The 15,672-nt window shown below is 64.9% G+C and carries 15 protein-coding genes; 10 read left to right on the forward strand and 5 right to left on the reverse strand.

The window, feature by feature from the left end:
• Window positions 1-64: 64 nt before the first annotated feature.
• Complete coding sequence (locus PINTE_RS23215; RefSeq protein WP_084343465.1) at window positions 65-307, reverse strand: hypothetical protein; 243 nt, start codon at window positions 305-307, stop codon at window positions 65-67.
• A 10-nt stretch (window positions 308-317) separates the two neighbouring features.
• Window positions 318-623, reverse strand: a complete 306-nt coding sequence (locus PINTE_RS10540) for a hypothetical protein (RefSeq protein WP_245642898.1) — start codon at window positions 621-623, stop codon at window positions 318-320.
• A gap of 75 nt (window positions 624-698) precedes the next feature.
• Here PINTE_RS10540 and PINTE_RS10545 point away from each other — a divergent pair, with 75 nt between their 5' ends.
• From PINTE_RS10545 to PINTE_RS24325, 4 genes are read left to right on the forward strand one after another with little or no spacing between them, the layout of a single operon-like run.
• Window positions 699-1,880 carry an aminotransferase class I/II-fold pyridoxal phosphate-dependent enzyme gene (locus PINTE_RS10545; protein ID WP_068429917.1) on the forward strand — a complete coding sequence of 394 codons (1,182 nt, stop codon included), beginning with the start codon at window positions 699-701 and terminating at the stop codon, window positions 1,878-1,880.
• A gap of 30 nt (window positions 1,881-1,910) precedes the next feature.
• The gene (locus PINTE_RS10550; RefSeq protein ID WP_068429918.1) at window positions 1,911-2,771 is read left to right on the forward strand and encodes an ATP-grasp domain-containing protein; all 861 of its coding nucleotides are present in this window, start codon (window positions 1,911-1,913) and stop codon (window positions 2,769-2,771) included.
• A gap of 36 nt (window positions 2,772-2,807) precedes the next feature.
• On the forward strand, window positions 2,808-3,044 hold the full coding sequence (locus PINTE_RS24320; protein ID WP_245642899.1) for an MmcQ/YjbR family DNA-binding protein: 237 nt from the start codon (window positions 2,808-2,810) through the stop codon (window positions 3,042-3,044).
• Entirely contained in the window at window positions 3,023-3,187 is a 165-nt protein-coding gene (locus tag PINTE_RS24325; protein ID WP_245642900.1) for an MmcQ/YjbR family DNA-binding protein, read from the forward strand. The genes PINTE_RS24320 and PINTE_RS24325 overlap by 22 nt, the downstream gene beginning before the upstream one ends.
• Before the next feature lie 340 nt (window positions 3,188-3,527).
• On the opposite strand, the gene PINTE_RS10560 is transcribed toward PINTE_RS24325, so the two are convergent.
• Window positions 3,528-4,301: a hypothetical protein gene (locus tag PINTE_RS10560; protein ID WP_157087173.1), complete on the reverse strand. Its 774-nt coding sequence runs from the start codon at window positions 4,299-4,301 to the stop codon at window positions 3,528-3,530.
• 301 nt (window positions 4,302-4,602) lie between these two features.
• Here PINTE_RS10560 and PINTE_RS24330 point away from each other — a divergent pair, with 301 nt between their 5' ends.
• Window positions 4,603-5,637: a tetratricopeptide repeat protein gene (locus PINTE_RS24330; protein ID WP_084343463.1), complete on the forward strand. Its 1,035-nt coding sequence runs from the start codon at window positions 4,603-4,605 to the stop codon at window positions 5,635-5,637.
• A gap of 1,084 nt (window positions 5,638-6,721) precedes the next feature.
• Complete coding sequence (locus PINTE_RS21920) at window positions 6,722-7,084, forward strand: helix-turn-helix domain-containing protein (protein WP_245642901.1); 363 nt, start codon at window positions 6,722-6,724, stop codon at window positions 7,082-7,084.
• Window positions 7,085-7,124: 40 nt separating this feature from the next.
• Here PINTE_RS21920 and PINTE_RS10580 read toward each other — a convergent pair whose 3' ends face one another.
• The gene (locus PINTE_RS10580) at window positions 7,125-9,299 is read right to left on the reverse strand and encodes an AAA family ATPase (protein WP_068429926.1); all 2,175 of its coding nucleotides are present in this window, start codon (window positions 9,297-9,299) and stop codon (window positions 7,125-7,127) included.
• Between the two features lie 457 nt (window positions 9,300-9,756).
• Between PINTE_RS10580 and PINTE_RS10585 the strand changes: the two genes are divergently transcribed.
• Together PINTE_RS10585 and PINTE_RS10590 are read left to right on the forward strand one after the other, a co-directional pair.
• Window positions 9,757-11,139, forward strand: coding sequence for an AlbA family DNA-binding domain-containing protein (locus PINTE_RS10585; protein WP_068429930.1), 1,383 nt, complete (start codon window positions 9,757-9,759; stop codon window positions 11,137-11,139).
• Entirely contained in the window at window positions 11,136-12,941 is a 1,806-nt protein-coding gene (locus tag PINTE_RS10590; RefSeq protein WP_157087174.1) for an SIR2 family protein, read from the forward strand. The genes PINTE_RS10585 and PINTE_RS10590 overlap by 4 nt, the downstream gene beginning before the upstream one ends.
• 34 nt (window positions 12,942-12,975) lie before the next feature.
• Here the strand turns inward: PINTE_RS10590 and PINTE_RS10595 are convergent, their stop codons facing one another.
• Window positions 12,976-13,338 (reverse strand): hypothetical protein, encoded by a 363-nt coding sequence (locus PINTE_RS10595; RefSeq protein ID WP_068429936.1) that lies wholly within the window; start codon window positions 13,336-13,338, stop codon window positions 12,976-12,978.
• A gap of 296 nt (window positions 13,339-13,634) precedes the next feature.
• On the opposite strand from PINTE_RS10595, the gene PINTE_RS10600 reads away from it, so the two are divergent.
• Complete coding sequence (locus PINTE_RS10600) at window positions 13,635-14,231, forward strand: SLATT domain-containing protein (RefSeq protein ID WP_068429940.1); 597 nt, start codon at window positions 13,635-13,637, stop codon at window positions 14,229-14,231.
• A gap of 2 nt (window positions 14,232-14,233) precedes the next feature.
• Complete coding sequence (locus tag PINTE_RS10605; protein WP_068429951.1) at window positions 14,234-15,541, forward strand: SMODS domain-containing nucleotidyltransferase; 1,308 nt, start codon at window positions 14,234-14,236, stop codon at window positions 15,539-15,541.
• The last annotated feature ends 131 nt before the right edge of the window (window positions 15,542-15,672 follow it).

Below are 15,672 nucleotides of genomic sequence, written 5' to 3' on the forward strand. Positions count from 1 at the left end.
GTCGTCGGAGCGCGCTCGATCTCGGGCCCACTGCGAACGAACGCGCAGCCTGGGCGCGAACGGATCAGTCTCCGAAACGCTTCTGTGCCGCCTGGCGAGTCACATCGAGGGCGGCGCCGATGACAGTCCAAGAGTCGCCGGCAGAGCGGGCCGCCCGAACCGCCTCGCGCAGTTCGCGCTCTGCGGCCTCAACTCCAGCGCGTGCGGCGATGACCCTGCGCAGTGATGCCGCATCACGTGCCGGGTGGGTCGCTGGGTCGAGTTGATCCAGCCCGGTGACGACGCTTTCCGCTCTTGTCTTTGTCATCTCGATCACCTCACCTCAGATAGTCGAAGAACTTCGCCCGAAGCCGATCCGCGTGAATGACTCGGCTGGGAGATGCGACCGGAACCAGTACGAGTTCAAGCATGAAGCCGTGGCGATCTGGCCCGATAACCAGGAGCCTGTCTTCACCGTCGTATTCATACTCGACGTAACGGATCGCACTATTCCACGCGTGCTGGATGTCCTGCTCATCAATGCCGTGCTTCAGCGCCGACGGCAGTATGTCCACTTGACGACCATATATGGCATCCATCGCCACTGTCAACTCGTAGTTGACAGTGGCGATGGATGTACTCACAGTTGGTGACCGCCCGAATGGGCCCCCGCGCCCCCGGTTAGCCTGGCGAGGCAGGACCGACCGACAGGAGTCAGAGTGAAGCTCTCCCAGCGCGCCAAAGCGGTGGAGCCGTTCTACGCGATGTCGTTCGGGGCGCAGGCCGCGGCGCTGGAGGCGCAGGGCCACGACGTCGTCAAGCTGAGCATCGGGGAGCCGAGTTTCGGTGCCCCGGAGGCGGTCCGGGCGGCGATGCGGGAGGCGATGGACGGCCGGCCGCACCCGTACACGGTGGCGATGGGCCGCCCCGACCTGCGCGAGGCGATCGCCGGGTTCTACGCCGACCGGCACGGCGTGCAGCTCGACCCGGCGCGCATCGCGATCACCGCGGGCGCCTCCGCGGCGCTCATGCTCGTGCTCGCCGCGACGACCGACCCCGGCGACGAGGTGGTCATGGCCGACCCCTCCTACCCGTGCAACCGCCAGATGGTCGCGGCCTTCGGCGGGCGCGTCGCCGCCGTGCCGACGACCGCGCAGACCCGCTACCAACTCGACGTCGCCGGCGTCGAAAAGGCTTGGAGCACACGCACGTCCGCGGTCATGATCGCGACCCCGTCGAACCCGACCGGCACGTCGATCCCGTTCGCGGAGCTCGTAGCCGTCAGCGAACTGGCCCGCGACCGCGGGGCGTGGCGCATCGTCGACGAGATCTACCTCAACCTCGCCGACCCGGCTCCGGACGGCACCCCGGCCCGCACGATCCTGGGCGCCGATCCGCACGCGGTCGTCATCAACAGCTTTTCGAAGTACTTCGGTATGACCGGCTGGCGGCTCGGTTGGTGCGTGCTGCCCCCGGGGCTCGCGCAGGCCGTGGAGCGCATGGAGATGAACTACTACATCTGCGCGTCGGCGCCCGCCCAGGAGGCCGCGCTCGCGTGCTTCGCCCCCGAGGTCATCGCTGAATGCGACGACCGCCGCCTCGAACTCCTCGCCCGCCGCGAGATCGTGCTCGACGGACTCACGCGCATCGGGCTGCCGGTGCCGGTGCCGCCCGACGGGGCGTTCTACGTGTACTTCGACGTGACCGGCACCGGCCTGGACTCGTGGGAGTTCTGCCGCCGCGCGCTCCAGGAGGCGCACGTCGCGCTGACCCCCGGCCGCGACTTCGGAGCCGGTACGGCCGACACCCACGTGCGGCTCTCGTACGCCCCGTCCCGCGCGGAGCTGACCGAGGGCATCGAGCGCCTCGGCGCCTTCGTCGCCGGACTGGACCGACCCTGACCGCGATGAGCCCCGAAAGGCGTTGACCGGGTGACGATCTCGACGCTGGCGTGGGTCACCTGCCGCGAGGCCCGCGGCCTTGACGAGGACGAGGACCTGGCGCTGGCGGCGCTGGCCCGCCGGGGAGTCACGGTTGACGTGGTGGATTGGGACGACCCGGACGTCGAGTGGTCGACCTACGACCGGGTGGCGCTGCGCTCGGCGTGGGACTACGCCGAGCGGCTGCCGCAGTTCGTGGAGTGGCTGACCCGGGTGGACGCGACCACCGACCTCATCAACCCGTTGCCGGCGGTGCTGTGGAGCCTGGACAAGCAGTACCTGCGCGCGCTCGACGACGCCGGGGTGCCCATCACCCCAACCGATTTCGTCTCCCCCGGCAGGGCACCCGTCTTCCCGCCCGGCAAGTTCATCGTCAAGCCGGCCGTCGGAGCCGGGAGCCGCGGCGCCTCGTCGTACGGCCCCACCCAGCACGACGCCGCCGCGGTGCACGTCCACCGTCTCCACGAGGCCGGCCAGACGGTGCTCGTCCAGCCCTTCGTCGCCTCGGTGGCCAGTGACGGGGAGTTGCCGCTGGTCTTCCTGAGCGGAAAGTTCAGCCACGCGGCGAGCAAGCGGGTCACGGTGCCCGAGGCGGGTGAGATCGGCGAGCTGTTCGCGGCCGAGACCAACGCGGCGCACACCGCGACGGCCGAACAGATCGGGGTCGCCCGCGCGGCGATGGACGTCGTCACTCAGCGATTCGGGCCCCTGCCCTACGGCCGCGTCGACCTCATGCGCGCGGACGACGGCACCTCGCAGGTGCTGGAGATCGAGCTGGTCGAACCGTCGCTGTTCCTGCCGTACGCCGACGACGGGGCCGCCGACCGACTCGCGACCGCGCTCACCGGCTGAGCCGGGCCCGCGGAGCACCTGCGGGAGACTCGACGGGTGGACCACCAGACGTTCCCCCTGCAAGACCGAGCCCGCGAGACCGCCCGGGCGCTACCCGGTGTGACGGAGGGCTACCCGTTCACCGACACGCTGCAGGTCTTCAAGGTCGCCGGACGGGTCTTCCTCATCGTGACCGAGGACCCGGACCAGCCGTTCATCACGTCAAGGCGGAGCCCGCGGACGTCGAGGCACTGGTTGCCGAGCACGCCAGCGTGCAACCGGGCCGCTACCTGAACAAGCGGCACTGGATCACGGCGAGGCCGGGGGCCGACATCACCCTCGACCTCGTGCAGGCCCTCGTCCAGGACTCCTACGACCTCGTCGTGGAGACCCTGCCGGCCCGCGACCGAACGACTGGCCGGCCGCTGCCTACCTGACCGCCGCCGGTTCGTCTTCGACGTGCTCGACCCCCCCGCCAGGTCGACCAGCTGGCGGCTATCGCAGCGGCGATGCTCACTCGTCTCGATCCGCACGGGCGCATGGCTGCGAACGCCCGCCCGAAGCCGTCCGACTCGGTTCAACCGAGCGAGCACACGGAGACGCCTTGACGCCGCAGGATGCAGGGGCGCTCGTCACGAATCTTCTGGGCGGACGTAGCGCCGACATCGAAGCCGCCATTGAGGACTACTACGGCCGCATCCAGATTCCCGAGCACGTCGTCACGGCACTGCGGGAGCTGATCCGCCGCATTGCCGCTGTGCCGGAGGGTATGAGTCCCTACGTGGTGCGGATTGGGACGAGTGCCGCGCCGGTGGGCTGTGGCGTCCGTTCGGCACGTTCCCGTTCGATCTGGTATCGGGCTTTGCGACTGTGGTCGGACTCCAGCCCACTCATCCAACTGATAACCGACAGTGGCAGTGAGACGGCCGCGAGGACGATCGCGAAGACCGTCGCGCACACTCCGAGCCCGACGCGATAGGCCACGACTGCCACCGGCCAGCACACCAGCTTGACCAGCTCGTCGAGTCCGTACCGGCTCGTGATCAGGTACAGCACAGCCGCGGCGAGCAATCCGCCGATCGTCCATGCCGCCACCGACACCGCCGCCTGTTCCCAGCGCTGGAGTGTCGAGGTGATGTCACCCTGCTGCGCTGCGACGAGCAACAGGACCCAGGTCGTGGACGCCGCCGGTGAGCCAAGGAGGCGAAACGGCTTGTAGCCGAACATCTGATTATCGTCGTGACGGCTACGCCAGAGCGGAACGATCACCATGCCAGCCACGAGCAACTGGACAGCCGACAACGCGATCGACTGCACTGTTGGGCTGCTCTCTGCCAGCATCGGTGGTGCGTTGGTGCTGAACCAGTTCGCGACGGGGGTGACTCCAAGCCAGTGAGCGACCGTCGCGAGGGAGTCTGACGGCCGCTTCCCGCTGGCCAGTGCGATCACCACGAGCGCTGCAGAGATTCCCGTGACGAGCTGATATAGCAGGTCCCGGTTGTCTCGCCAGTTTTTGATCGTCTCCGGGATGGCTTTGATTGCTCCGAGCATGGTCTCCTCCGTCCGCTCCGGCACGCCTCCACCATCGCATCAGGCACTGACATGTCCCGGCCCAACGTGCGCACCTTCAAGACACGCCACGGCCTCCTGGGCTCCGAACAAGAGCGCTTCGCGCGGCGGCTCGCGGACACCGACGTGGACGCTATGCGAACAGCCCGCGCGCAGGGCGCGAGTGTGACCGCGCTGGCGCGCCGATTCGGGTTCACCGGGTCGAGATGTGGGCGAAGACAGGTGACGCCCACAACCGACGGCGTGGGAGTTGAGCATCCATCGCGGACGGGAGAATGAGACCATGCCTAGCTGGGATGAGCAGATCGCGCTGTTTTGGACAACGGCCGATGATGCGCGCCCTGACGAGACCGTGGGCGCGATGCGAGAGCTGGTCGCGCAGCGCCCGGCCGATGACCCTGATGCGCTCTACGAATGGGCATCCGTCCATGACTATCTCGGCATGGAAACCGAAGCGATTCCGCTCTACCAGACGGCTCTCGACCACGGTCTGACCGGAGACCGCAGACCCCAAGCGATCATCCAGCTCGCCAGTTCGCTGCGGAACATCGGTGATCCCCGAGCCGCGATCGACCTCCTACGCGCGCACCCCAACGACCAGGTCACCGGCGACGCTTCCCAAGCTTTCCTCGCCCTCGCGCTCCGAGACGCCGGGCACCCCGACGAAGCACTCCGCGTCGCGCTCGTCACACTCGCCCGCACGCTCCCGCTGTACCAGGGAGCCGTCAAGAACTACGCGCAAGACCTGGCCGACTCGCCGCAGAACGATCCGCTCGAAGTGCCCACCATTTGCACGGAGCACGTCACCCTGCGCCCTTGGCGCTCGGACGATGTTGACGCCGTCATCGATGCATCTTCGGACCCGCACATCCCCAACATCACGACGGTTCCGAAGAATGCTACGCAGGAGTCGGCCCAAGCCTTTATCGAGCGACAGTACGAGCGCGCCATCACCGGCGCTGGCTACTCATTCGCTGTTGAAGCCAACTCGGAATGCGTCGGCTTCATCGGAGTCTGGCTCCGCGACTTCGATGAGGGCCGAGTGACTCTCGGCTACTGGACTCGACCCGGTGCCAGAGGAAGAGGGCATGCCACGGCTGCGCTCTCCGCAGCAACGGCCTGGGCGTTTGAGACTCTGCAACCACCGCGTCTTCAGCTCTACATCGAACCCTGGAATGCGGGGTCCTGGCGAGCTGCCGAGCGAGTGGGATTTGAGCGGGAAGGTCTGCTTCGTTCCTGGCAACTCGTCGGTCACGAGCGTCGAGATATGTACATGTATGGAATGACGCAAGCCGCGTACACCTCAGCGAATATCTGACCCTGGGCAACACATCACGTGCCGCCCAGGGTTGAGCCGTCTCGGTTCGGCTCGATGTGGGTGACATGCGATCATGCGTGTCGCGCAGTCGCCGTGCTCGTTCATCGGCAAGCCATCGAGTCTGTTCCTACCGCTGCCCGCTTCGCCTCGATCTGCACGGCGGCTTCCGCGGGGTGAGCGCGCGAAGTTCTTCGGCTTCGTTGCGGGCGGCGGCTTGCGAACGGGCATCGCGGGTTCACGCTCGGGGCGGATGAACTCGCTCGCATCGGGTCGCGGCGCACTCGTTCGGCTCCCAGCTCTTGCGCGAGTAGCGTGAGGCGTTCGCGGTCGTGCCGGTCTTTGAGAGCCGTCTGCTCGGTCTGTGCGGCGGGGAGGCCACGGGCGGCGGCGAGCACGCGCGGGTCGGCTTCCGCGTGCCGCTCCGCTTGGCGTGTCGCCCACTCGGCATCACGATCAGCGACGCCCTACCGCGACCTCGCCGCCCTAGTCGATGCCGCATTCGACGCGCGCATGGGGCAGGGCGCGACCACGAGATAGCCGACCTCATGGCCAACCGCGGCTAGCTCGAATCCGAGAGCGACAAGCTGCCCTCGGCGCACTTCGCCGACGCCATCGACCTGCCCACGTTGAAGCGGCATCAGGATCGCCACCGGACGGGCCTGGCGGACGTGAACCGCAGGCTCGCGGAACACGAGGAGCACCACACCCGAGGGCAGGCGTTCCTCCACGACTCGCTGCGGCTGCTCACCGACGCCCGCCATGCTTACGCCCGATCCGCGACGCCGACCGCCGCTTGGCGAATCAGGCGTTCTACACGCGACTCGACATCACCGACGACGAACAACTCCGCCCACGCTTGGCAGAGCTGTTCGCCACCATCATCCGCGAAGCACACGAACAAGGCGACGGAGGCGAAGAACCCTTACAGGAACACGACACGCGTACGCATGTCGCGTGTTCCCGTAAGACACTTTGGGTGGACCTCCGTAGCAGCTTCTCAAACCCCCGGAAGCCGCTCGGATCGCTGATTTCCCGCGTTCTACGGGGTTCTCGGGCTCGTCGGCCGCGCGCTCGGGGTGCTCGGATGACCGATGAGCGCGGTCCCGTGCGCGAGAATTCTCGGCAGCCTCAAACCCGTTTGAGCGTCTCCAATCGAGCCGAGCTGATCGCCGGGTACACCGATGGTGTGCCCGTACGGGAGCTGGCGACGCGATTCAACGTGCACCGCGGCACCGTGCGCGAGATAGCTCGGCAAGCGGGCTTGGCAGCGCGTCGCCCGGAGTTGCCGGACGCGATCCGACAGGACGCCGTCCAACTCTATGCGGGCGGGATGACGCTCGCTCAAGTCGCCGAGCGACTCAGGATCAGCAACGAGGCGGTGCGCTCGGCGGTGTCTGCGAGCGGTGGCACGATCCGTGCTGCCGGTCGTCGCCGTTCTCACATCTGAAGGCTGGCTACTGACGCTTGTCCGCCGTTTGCCGCGAGCGTCAGAGGCTCTTGACCTGCGAGTAGAGCTCTCGTAGCGCCACGTCGGACATGTCGATGATGGGTTCGTACATGAACGAGTTCACGTGGATGTTCTCCGGTGTCATGAGCACGACGCCATCGAGCGTCTCCCGAGCCTGCGGGGTTCCGAGCCCGCGGTTTCGGAAGGCCTGGAACAAAGCTTGGGCCTGGTTGGCCGTGATCGCATCGGTGAATCCGGGATCGTTGAGTTCGGCCACCATGTACTTCTCCGCGAGGATTCGTGTGGCGATCGAAAGTACGATCTTGTTCTCGAAGTTGACGCCCTCGTCGGCCACGAGGGCTTGATCGGCCTGCTGGATCAAGAGGTCGATCACAGAGTCTCCGGGCGACTCCCATGCCTTTCCCCCTTGTCCATGGAACGTTTCGGTGAAGATGCGGTCCAATTCCGCGTTCGTGATCGAGGCAGAGTCGTTTTTCCAGTGGAGGAGCGACGTGAGTACGATGTAGTCCCCGTCATCGGTCCCTTTGGTGTATTCAAGGATGTTCCGCACGAACGGGATCGAAGCAACGCGCTGCATGCCATCTGCGAAGAAGTTCTTCTTGAACCCGCGGATGAACGGATTGTTGACGTGCTCGGCCTGGTTGAGCAGGATTTTGGTTTCGCCCTTCTGGGCCATGAAGCAGCGGTTATAGCCGACGACGCCGCGGCTGACGAGGGTGCGGAAGAAGTCGAAGTTGTGCGTGAGGAGCACGAGCTTGAAGTCCGTATGGTCCGCCATCTCCTTGAGGTACTGGATGATGGCGTACTTGTTCTTGTAGTCGAACGAGTCAGCGAGGTCATCGATGACGAACAGTGTCTCGCGTCCCGCGGCCTTACGCGCCTCCATCTCGAAGAGCACGTTGAGGATGTAGAGGGCCTTCTTCTCCCCGTTGCTGAGCACCGCGAGCAGGTCATCCCGCTCGACGCCGATGGATTCCCCGCCCTCCTCGAACTCGAAGACCAGCTTGAGCATCGTCTCCTGACCGAGCATGACGCGGTGCTTGTTCTCGGCGCTGAGCCGGAATGGCACGAAGAACCGGTCATTGAAGATCTGGATGACCTTCTCCCACTGGGTGCTCTCCTGCGCCGCTTGCTGCTCAATCTCCTTGCGTCGTGCTTCCGTATCCTTGAAGCACGTCACAACCCGCTGGAAGACATCCTCGTGCGCCTTCAGGTATGACTTCCAGACACTCTGCTGGAAGGAATCGACGTTGGCGAGCTCTGGCAAGAGCTCTTCTCGGCCCGCAATGAAGTCGAAGAATCGACGCGCGTCCACGTTCTTCTGCAGAGCCCTCTCGACCGCGTCGAGCTTCTTGCGCAGCGCGTCATCGTCGGTAATGCGCTTCTTCTCTTCCGCAATGAGCGTCTTCAGGTCCGCGTCGCTCGTCACCGTGCGCGGCTCGTCCTCCCCGTGCAGGAGCAACGAGTGCTTCGCGGCGAAGAATCCGTTGTCACCCAGGCTCTTTGTCACGTTCGTCGCATTGTAGAAAGTGAACGTGCTGCGGTCGAAGAAGGTGGACTCGTCCAGGAGTTCGTTCAGGCGGGTGACGTACTTGGCCAGTTCCGATTGAACTCCGGGCGTTCGCAAGACAGCATCGACCTTGTCGTTGAAGAGGACGTCGTAGGGAAGATCGGCGAACCGGGTGTCCTCCAGTTGCTCGACTTCGTAGCTAATGCGCACCAGCGCCTCGAAGAACCGGTCGTTCTGTTGAGTGAACACCCGCGAGAGGCTGCTGGCCACGTCCTGTTTCGTACCGGACTGCGTCTTGAGTGCTGCGACGAGTTCGTCGCGCGCGTCGAGGAGGTCGACCTGGAGCCCCTCGTACTCCTTCCGCAGCTCGGGGTTCACGAGGAGGGTTGAGGTGGACTCGGTCGGCCCAAGTTCCTCGTCGTAGGACAGAACGACCACCACATCGTTGGGATCGAGGTCGTCGCCGTTCTCGTCGGTGACTGCACGCTGGGTCTCCCGGGTCGGGAACATGTGGTCGGCCGTCTCCTGACCGCCAGCGAGGTCCTTGAAGGTCCGGGCGAACGAGGTCTTCATCGTGCCGTTGGGCGCGTAGACCGCGACGGCGTTGCCCTTCTCGAAGCTGAACGCCGCGTCGAGCTCGCGGATGCCATGGCAGTTCTTGAGCGCAACGGTCAGTGTCTTCATGGTCACCAACCTAGAGGGCGCCGGGGACAGCTCGCTGTTGGCGGAACTCGCGCCGTCGTGCTGCTGGGTCCGGCGACGGCGCTGTAGTCGCCGGAGGCACCGTGATGACGCGGGTTCTGTCCCCCCTGTCTCGTAGAGTTGGACCATGATCGCTGGGCGTTCGCACGGGAGGTGCGAGGACAAGCGAAGCTGACGGAGGGGGAGGTATGCGGCGGTTTCCAGTTGGCTCGACGCGTGCTGAATCAAAGCCCTTTTCAGACGTAGAGTCCGGTAGTCGATCGCACCGACACGGGCTTCGACGCCCAGCTGTCAGTCACGTTGACGGGTGCGGTGATCGAGCGTGATCGTCGTTGACGGACGTACTGACCGGGAGAAGCTGGTTGAGCTGCTCCAGTCGCCCGAGCAGACGCACTTGGAATTCTAGGCAGAACTGGACTTAACGACCAAGCAGGACGAATTGAACTTCGTCAAGGATGCGGTCTCGATGAGCAACAGGCCACCCGGTGGCTACATCCTGGTCGGTGTCAGTGACGACGGAGCCCTGGCTCTACCCACCGGCACCATCGCCGATCGCGCTCGCTTCGACGGCGCCCGGTTGGGCGACACGATCAGGAAGTACATCGACGGCGAGGTCCATGCGATCTCGCAGGTTCACGAGGTCGATGGACACGAGGTCGTCCTGATCTATTTCCCTCATCATCGGGACGGGCTTCCGGTGCCGATGAGCAAGCTGGGCCAGTTCGAAGGGCAGAACAGCAAGCAAGTCGTGGTGTTCCGTGAGGGAGACGTTCTGGTTCGCGAAGGGGCCAAGAACACTCCACTTCGCCACGCCCATTGGAACGATCTGCTGAGCCTCCGCGACCAACGACTCCGCGAGGAAGCCCGCGCACAGGTCGACTCGCTGATCGCTGACCTAGCTGCTGCCATGCGGGCCGGCGGCCCCGGGCCTGCCCTCGTCCCGCTGTCCGTTGAGATGGCGGACGACGCCTTCGGCGAGGCGGTGGTGTCGCACTTGGAAGCCGACAGCGACATCCGCCTGCGACAGCTTCTCGGACAGGCCGCCGCACTCGTCAGCAACCCCGATGAGCGCCGGACGGCTCTGGACAAGATCACTATCCTCGCGGCTCACGCGATGTACTTCGAGCGCCGCGCCGTTGCCGAGAAGGCCATCGATAGCTTCTTCGACGCCTACGCCAAGCTCGGTCACGGAGACGCCGCAGCGCGACTCGACATCATCACGCGCGTGTACGTCCTTGGCAGCCTTGCTGTCCGCCTTCGACAGTGGGCCGTCGTTCACGACCTCGCGCTTCGTCCGTATCCACCCAGCGGTGACGTGTACGTCTACTCGTCCTGGATCAGACATGGACAGGTCGACGCGAGCCGAGCGGATCTCTTTCCGAAGGGCAAGGGCGGGATGATGATCTCTGCCGCGCGTGTACTGATGAGCGAGCAACCGGCAATGCGTCCTGATGTCCCCGACAGCGCGGTGCCCGACCCCGGAGACCTCGCGCAGGACGATGCGCTCTTCAACTCACTCTGCCAGTTCGACATCCTGTATTGCCTGATCGTGGCCGCCGAAGGCCAGCATCACGGAAGCGCGTATCCGGCCGCATCCGCGATGAACCAAGACAGGGCCGATCCAGCGTTCGAGGTCGTCGCCACCGACGCGGACGCGCGCGCGACGATGTTCCCCGCCTCCGATGAACGCAAGATCGCCGAGGCAATGACGCAGGTGTTCACCAGCGCGGAGCGCGAATCGTTCGGGTTCGGCGGGCATTGGTGGTCTCTACCCCAGGGTGCGCAGCGGTTTGTAAGCAACCATCTGGGAGAAGGCACATGAGCAACCCCCTGTCGCCGCTGGCGATGCTCGCGACGTCGATGCAGACACAGCCCGGCGTGTACGCCCTGCTCTTGGGCTCTGGCGTGTCCACCGGCGCTGGTGTGCCCACTGGATGGGGTGTCGTCACCGAGCTGGTGCGTCGGGTCGCAGCCGTCGAGGACCCCGCATCGATCGAGGATGCCGCCATGGACCCCGAGAAGTGGTGGCACGATCACCACGGCGCCCCCCTCGGTTACTCCTCGCTTCTTGAAGCGCTCGCACCCACGCCGGCGACCAGGCAGGGACTGTTGGCGGACTTCTTCGAGCCGTCCGAGGAAGAACGAGAACAAGGGATCAAGACGCCGAGCCGAGGGCATCTCGCGATTGCCGAGCTGGTGAAGCGGGGATCGGTGAAGGTCATCGTCACCACGAACTTCGACCGTCTCATTGAGCAGGCGCTTGACGCGGTCGGGATCGCCCCGCAGGTGATCGCGCGGCCAGAGGCAGTCAACGGCATGAAGCCGCTCGCGCATGCGCCGGCAACAGTGATCAAAGTCCACGGGGACTATCTCGATCTCGGTTCCCGGAACACTCCGGCCGAACTCGATCAGTACCCGGAGGAATGGGTGACCCTGCTCGCTCGTGTCTTTGATGAGTATGGCCTGATCGTCTCGGGGTGGTCAGCCGAATGGGACACCGCGCTGGTCCGGCTCATCGAGTCCACACCGAACCGTCGTTATCCGTTGTACTGGGATGCACGAAGCGGAAAGGGCGTCAACGCTCAGAAGCTGATCGCGGCGCGTTCGGGCCAGATCGTCCCGGCTGCGGGAGCGGACGAGATGTTCAGCGACCTGTCCTCCGCGCTGGAGGCGCTCGACCGGCTCGCCGAGCCGCCGCTCACGACCGCGATGGCGGTGGCGCGCTTGAAGCGGTACCTGCCCGATCCTGTCCGCCGTATCGACCTACACGACCTGGTGATGGCAGTAACCGACAAGGTCGTGGAAGGCGTGAAGGATCAGCCGCTCGCCATCGACGGACTCGACACAGCAGCGCTCCAAGAAGTGCTGGAGGCACATCGGGAACAGTCCGGGCAGTTGTGTGCTCTGCTCGTGACCGGTGTGTGGCACGACCTGGGCGGGGACCATGACCGGCTCTGGATGGACGTCCTTGAACGCCTACTCGATGCCAGTACGGTGCGCCGCCTGGGTGTCCCCATCCAGCAAGTGCTCGAACAGGCTCGGCTCTACTCCGCGCTGCTCGTTCAGACGGCCGTCGGGGTCGCTGCGACGCGACGAGGGCGAGACACATTGCTGATCAAGCTCGCTACCGAGGTCATGGGCGCGGTCGATATGGGAGTGAAGATTCGCTTGCCTGCCTGCCAGGTCATCCACCCCTACCGAGTCCTCGACAAGGACTCGGTGAACGCTCTCCCCAGGTGGAACAGCGGCAATGGCTGGACATACCCGTTGAGCCACCTGCTCAAAGCCGACGTCCGCGCGATCTTCGAAGAACTGATCCCCGAGGCCTCTGACTATGAGGACACCTTCCACGGCTACGAGTACCGGATGAGCTTGCTCCACGAGAGCACGAACGCCAGCTACTCAGGGGCCTACCGGGCGATGTCCGGCGAGTACGTGGGCGAACAAGGCTGGTCCTGGGAGGACCGAAACGTGCCGCTCGCGGAGATCGCGTTTCGCGACGCTGGGCAGCGCATCCCTGACTGGCCGTGGGTGCGTCTGCTCGGCGGTGAAGACAGCTACGACCAGAGATTGATGGACCACCGTGGCGTGCTGGAGACCTTCAAGTACCACAATATGCGCTGACAGGGCCGATTCGCTCTGCACCGCATCCAAGTCGTCAAGAAGCTGACGCGAGAGCACGCCCCTCTTCGTGATCTCCGGACTGGATGCGACCCGCACGCGCCTCGCGGAGGCGGGCGCGGATCAGCAGAACGACGCTGACCGGACCGATCCAGAGCGTCTTGAGCATGTTCCAGATCGCCCACAGCACCACCAGGTGCAGCCAACCGGGGCCGCCGCCATCGACGATCTGGACGCAGACGTTGGCGACCAGCAGGTACGGCACCGCCAGCAGCATCGCCGGGACACCCCACTTCAAGCCGCGGCGAGTGCGGACCGCGTCCAGCAGGATGTTGGTGGGCATGTACCGCCGCAGGAGGTACCGGGTGTGTTCGCTCGCGGCCCAGATCAGACGGATCATGGCTCTTGCTCCTCTCCATCGCACAGCGACTCTGGTGAGGCGGTGCGCTGGAGAGTGACCCGAAGGGTCTGCCGCATGCGGCGCGTTGCAGAGGAGGAATCCGCCCTGCGGACAACGCTACGCCCGATTCGCAGCATCGGGAAGAGGGCACGCGGTGACGGTGACCGCTTGTCGGTGGTCCCGCTCATACTTGGAGGGCACGCGGCGATCACCATCGGTCGTCGTCCTTCCGGGGAGCGGAGACCGGACGGGTCCAAGGTGGAGGCGCTCTCCCAGACACCGATGATCGGAGTGATGTGGCGGACGAGCAAGGAGTGGTGTCCGGCCGCGATCCGTATCTGCTGGCGCAGGTGCGCGAGTCGTTCGGGCGAGTGGTCTACAGCCACAAGACGCACGAGAAGCAGGCGGACATCTGCTTCAGCAAGCACAGGTGGCAGCAGGGCGTGCTCATCGCCCTAACGGCGATCAGCTCAGGAACCTTCTTGGCTGCGGTGGTCGGCCTATTGGGCGATCCTGTGCTGACGAGTCTCGCGACGTCCTCGATCGCACTGCTGGTGAGCTGGATGAGTCTCGGTGCCAAGACTTTCCGGTTCGCGGAGGAGTCTGACGCCCATCGCGGTATTGCCTCCCGGCTCTGGGCTGTCCGTGAGTCCTACATCTCGCTGATCGCCGATCTGATGTCCGGTGACATCTCCGACACGCAGGCACAAGCTCGTCGCGACGAACTGCAGGAGGCTACCCGCGACGCGTACTCCGCCGCCCCCAGAACAAGCTCGAAGGCGTTCGCCCGCGCGCAAGAAGGGCTCAAGCACAACGAGGAGATGACGTTCACGCCTCGTGAGATCGACCTGTTCCTCCCCGAAGCGCTCCGACTCGTCGACAAAGAAGCGTGATCATGAAGACATCCGAAATCTTCGACGCGCTACTGGCGAACCTGAAGGTTGGCGACACGGCCGCTTCGGTCTCCTCCCGCCGGGACCAGATCACGAAGGCGCTGAACAAGGACTTCCGTTCCAAGGACGGCTGCACCGACTACAAGCTGATGGTGGGCTCTTACGGCCGACACACAGCCATCAAGGGCGTGTCCGACCTTGATATGATCTTCATCCTCCCACCCGGAATCCGCTCCAACTACGACAGCGACACGGGACCTCACAGGATGCTCGAGCGTGTCCGGGACGACCTGAAGGCGCGATACCCGAACACCACGATTCGCGTCGACCAGTGCGTAGTACGGGTGCAGTTCACCAGCAACGCGTTCAAGTTCGAGGTGCAGCCGGCCTTCGAGAACGACGACGGCAGCTTCGACTACCCGGACACCAAGGCGGAAGACTGGAAGGTCACGAAGCCTCGCGACGAAATCGCGGCCACCAAAGAGTGCAATGACCGCACCTCGACGAACATGCGCCACCTAGCGCGCATGGCGCGCGCATGGAAGAACTCCAACGGCGTGGCCATGGGTGGCCTTCTCATCGACACTCTGGTGCACAGGTTCTTCGCCCAGACCGACGACTACGACTCGGCTGGAACAGGCGCGTTCGACCTCATGGTGCGCGCCTTCTTCGAGTTCCTTAAAGACGAGCCCGATAAGGACTACTACCTCGCGTTGGGGAGCAACCAGAGAGTCGCGGTGAAGGCTCGGTTCCAGTCCAAGGCCAAGAAGGCGTATAACAAGTGCCTCGAAGCGATCGAGGAAATGGGCAAGTCGTCGGCCAACAAGAAGTGGCGGGAAGTCTTCGGGACGGCCGTGCCCCTCGCGACCAGCGAGGCATCTCAGTCGTTCGAGAACACCGAGCAGTTCATCGAGAGCAAGTACCCCGTCGACGTCACCGAGGCCGTCACCATCGACTGTGAAGTCACGCAGGACGGCTGGAGGCCAGCGAAGCTCCGGGACATGCTGCGCACGGGCGCGCTGCTGAGGGCCGACAGGACGTTGAAGTTCCGCGTCACCAACTGCACGGTCGAGGAGCCGTACGAACTGAAGTGGAAGGTGCTCAACCGCGGCTTGGAGGCCGAGCGGCGGAATATGATCCGTGGCCAGGTCATCGACTCCACCAGCACGAACACCCGGATGGAGCACTCCAGCTTCAAGGGAGAGCACGTTGTCGAGTGCTACATCGTCAAGGACGGGGTCGTAGTCGCTCGCGACCGCATCGACGTCCCGATCAGCAACACCAGCGTCAAATCCGCGGGCGCCTCCTAGGAGTCGTTCGCAGCCCTCGCCGCCTTGGTCACGTCGCCCTGCCGCGCTTTGGCGTCGTCGGGGCGCAGAGTCCACGCATTGGACCGGAGCAACTGAAGGCAGGCGCCCACCATGGTCGCCAGGTTCATAGG

This window comes from Piscicoccus intestinalis NBRC 104926, assembly GCF_001515525.1.
GTDB classification, from domain to species: Bacteria; Actinomycetota; Actinomycetes; order Actinomycetales; family Dermatophilaceae; genus Kineosphaera; species Kineosphaera intestinalis.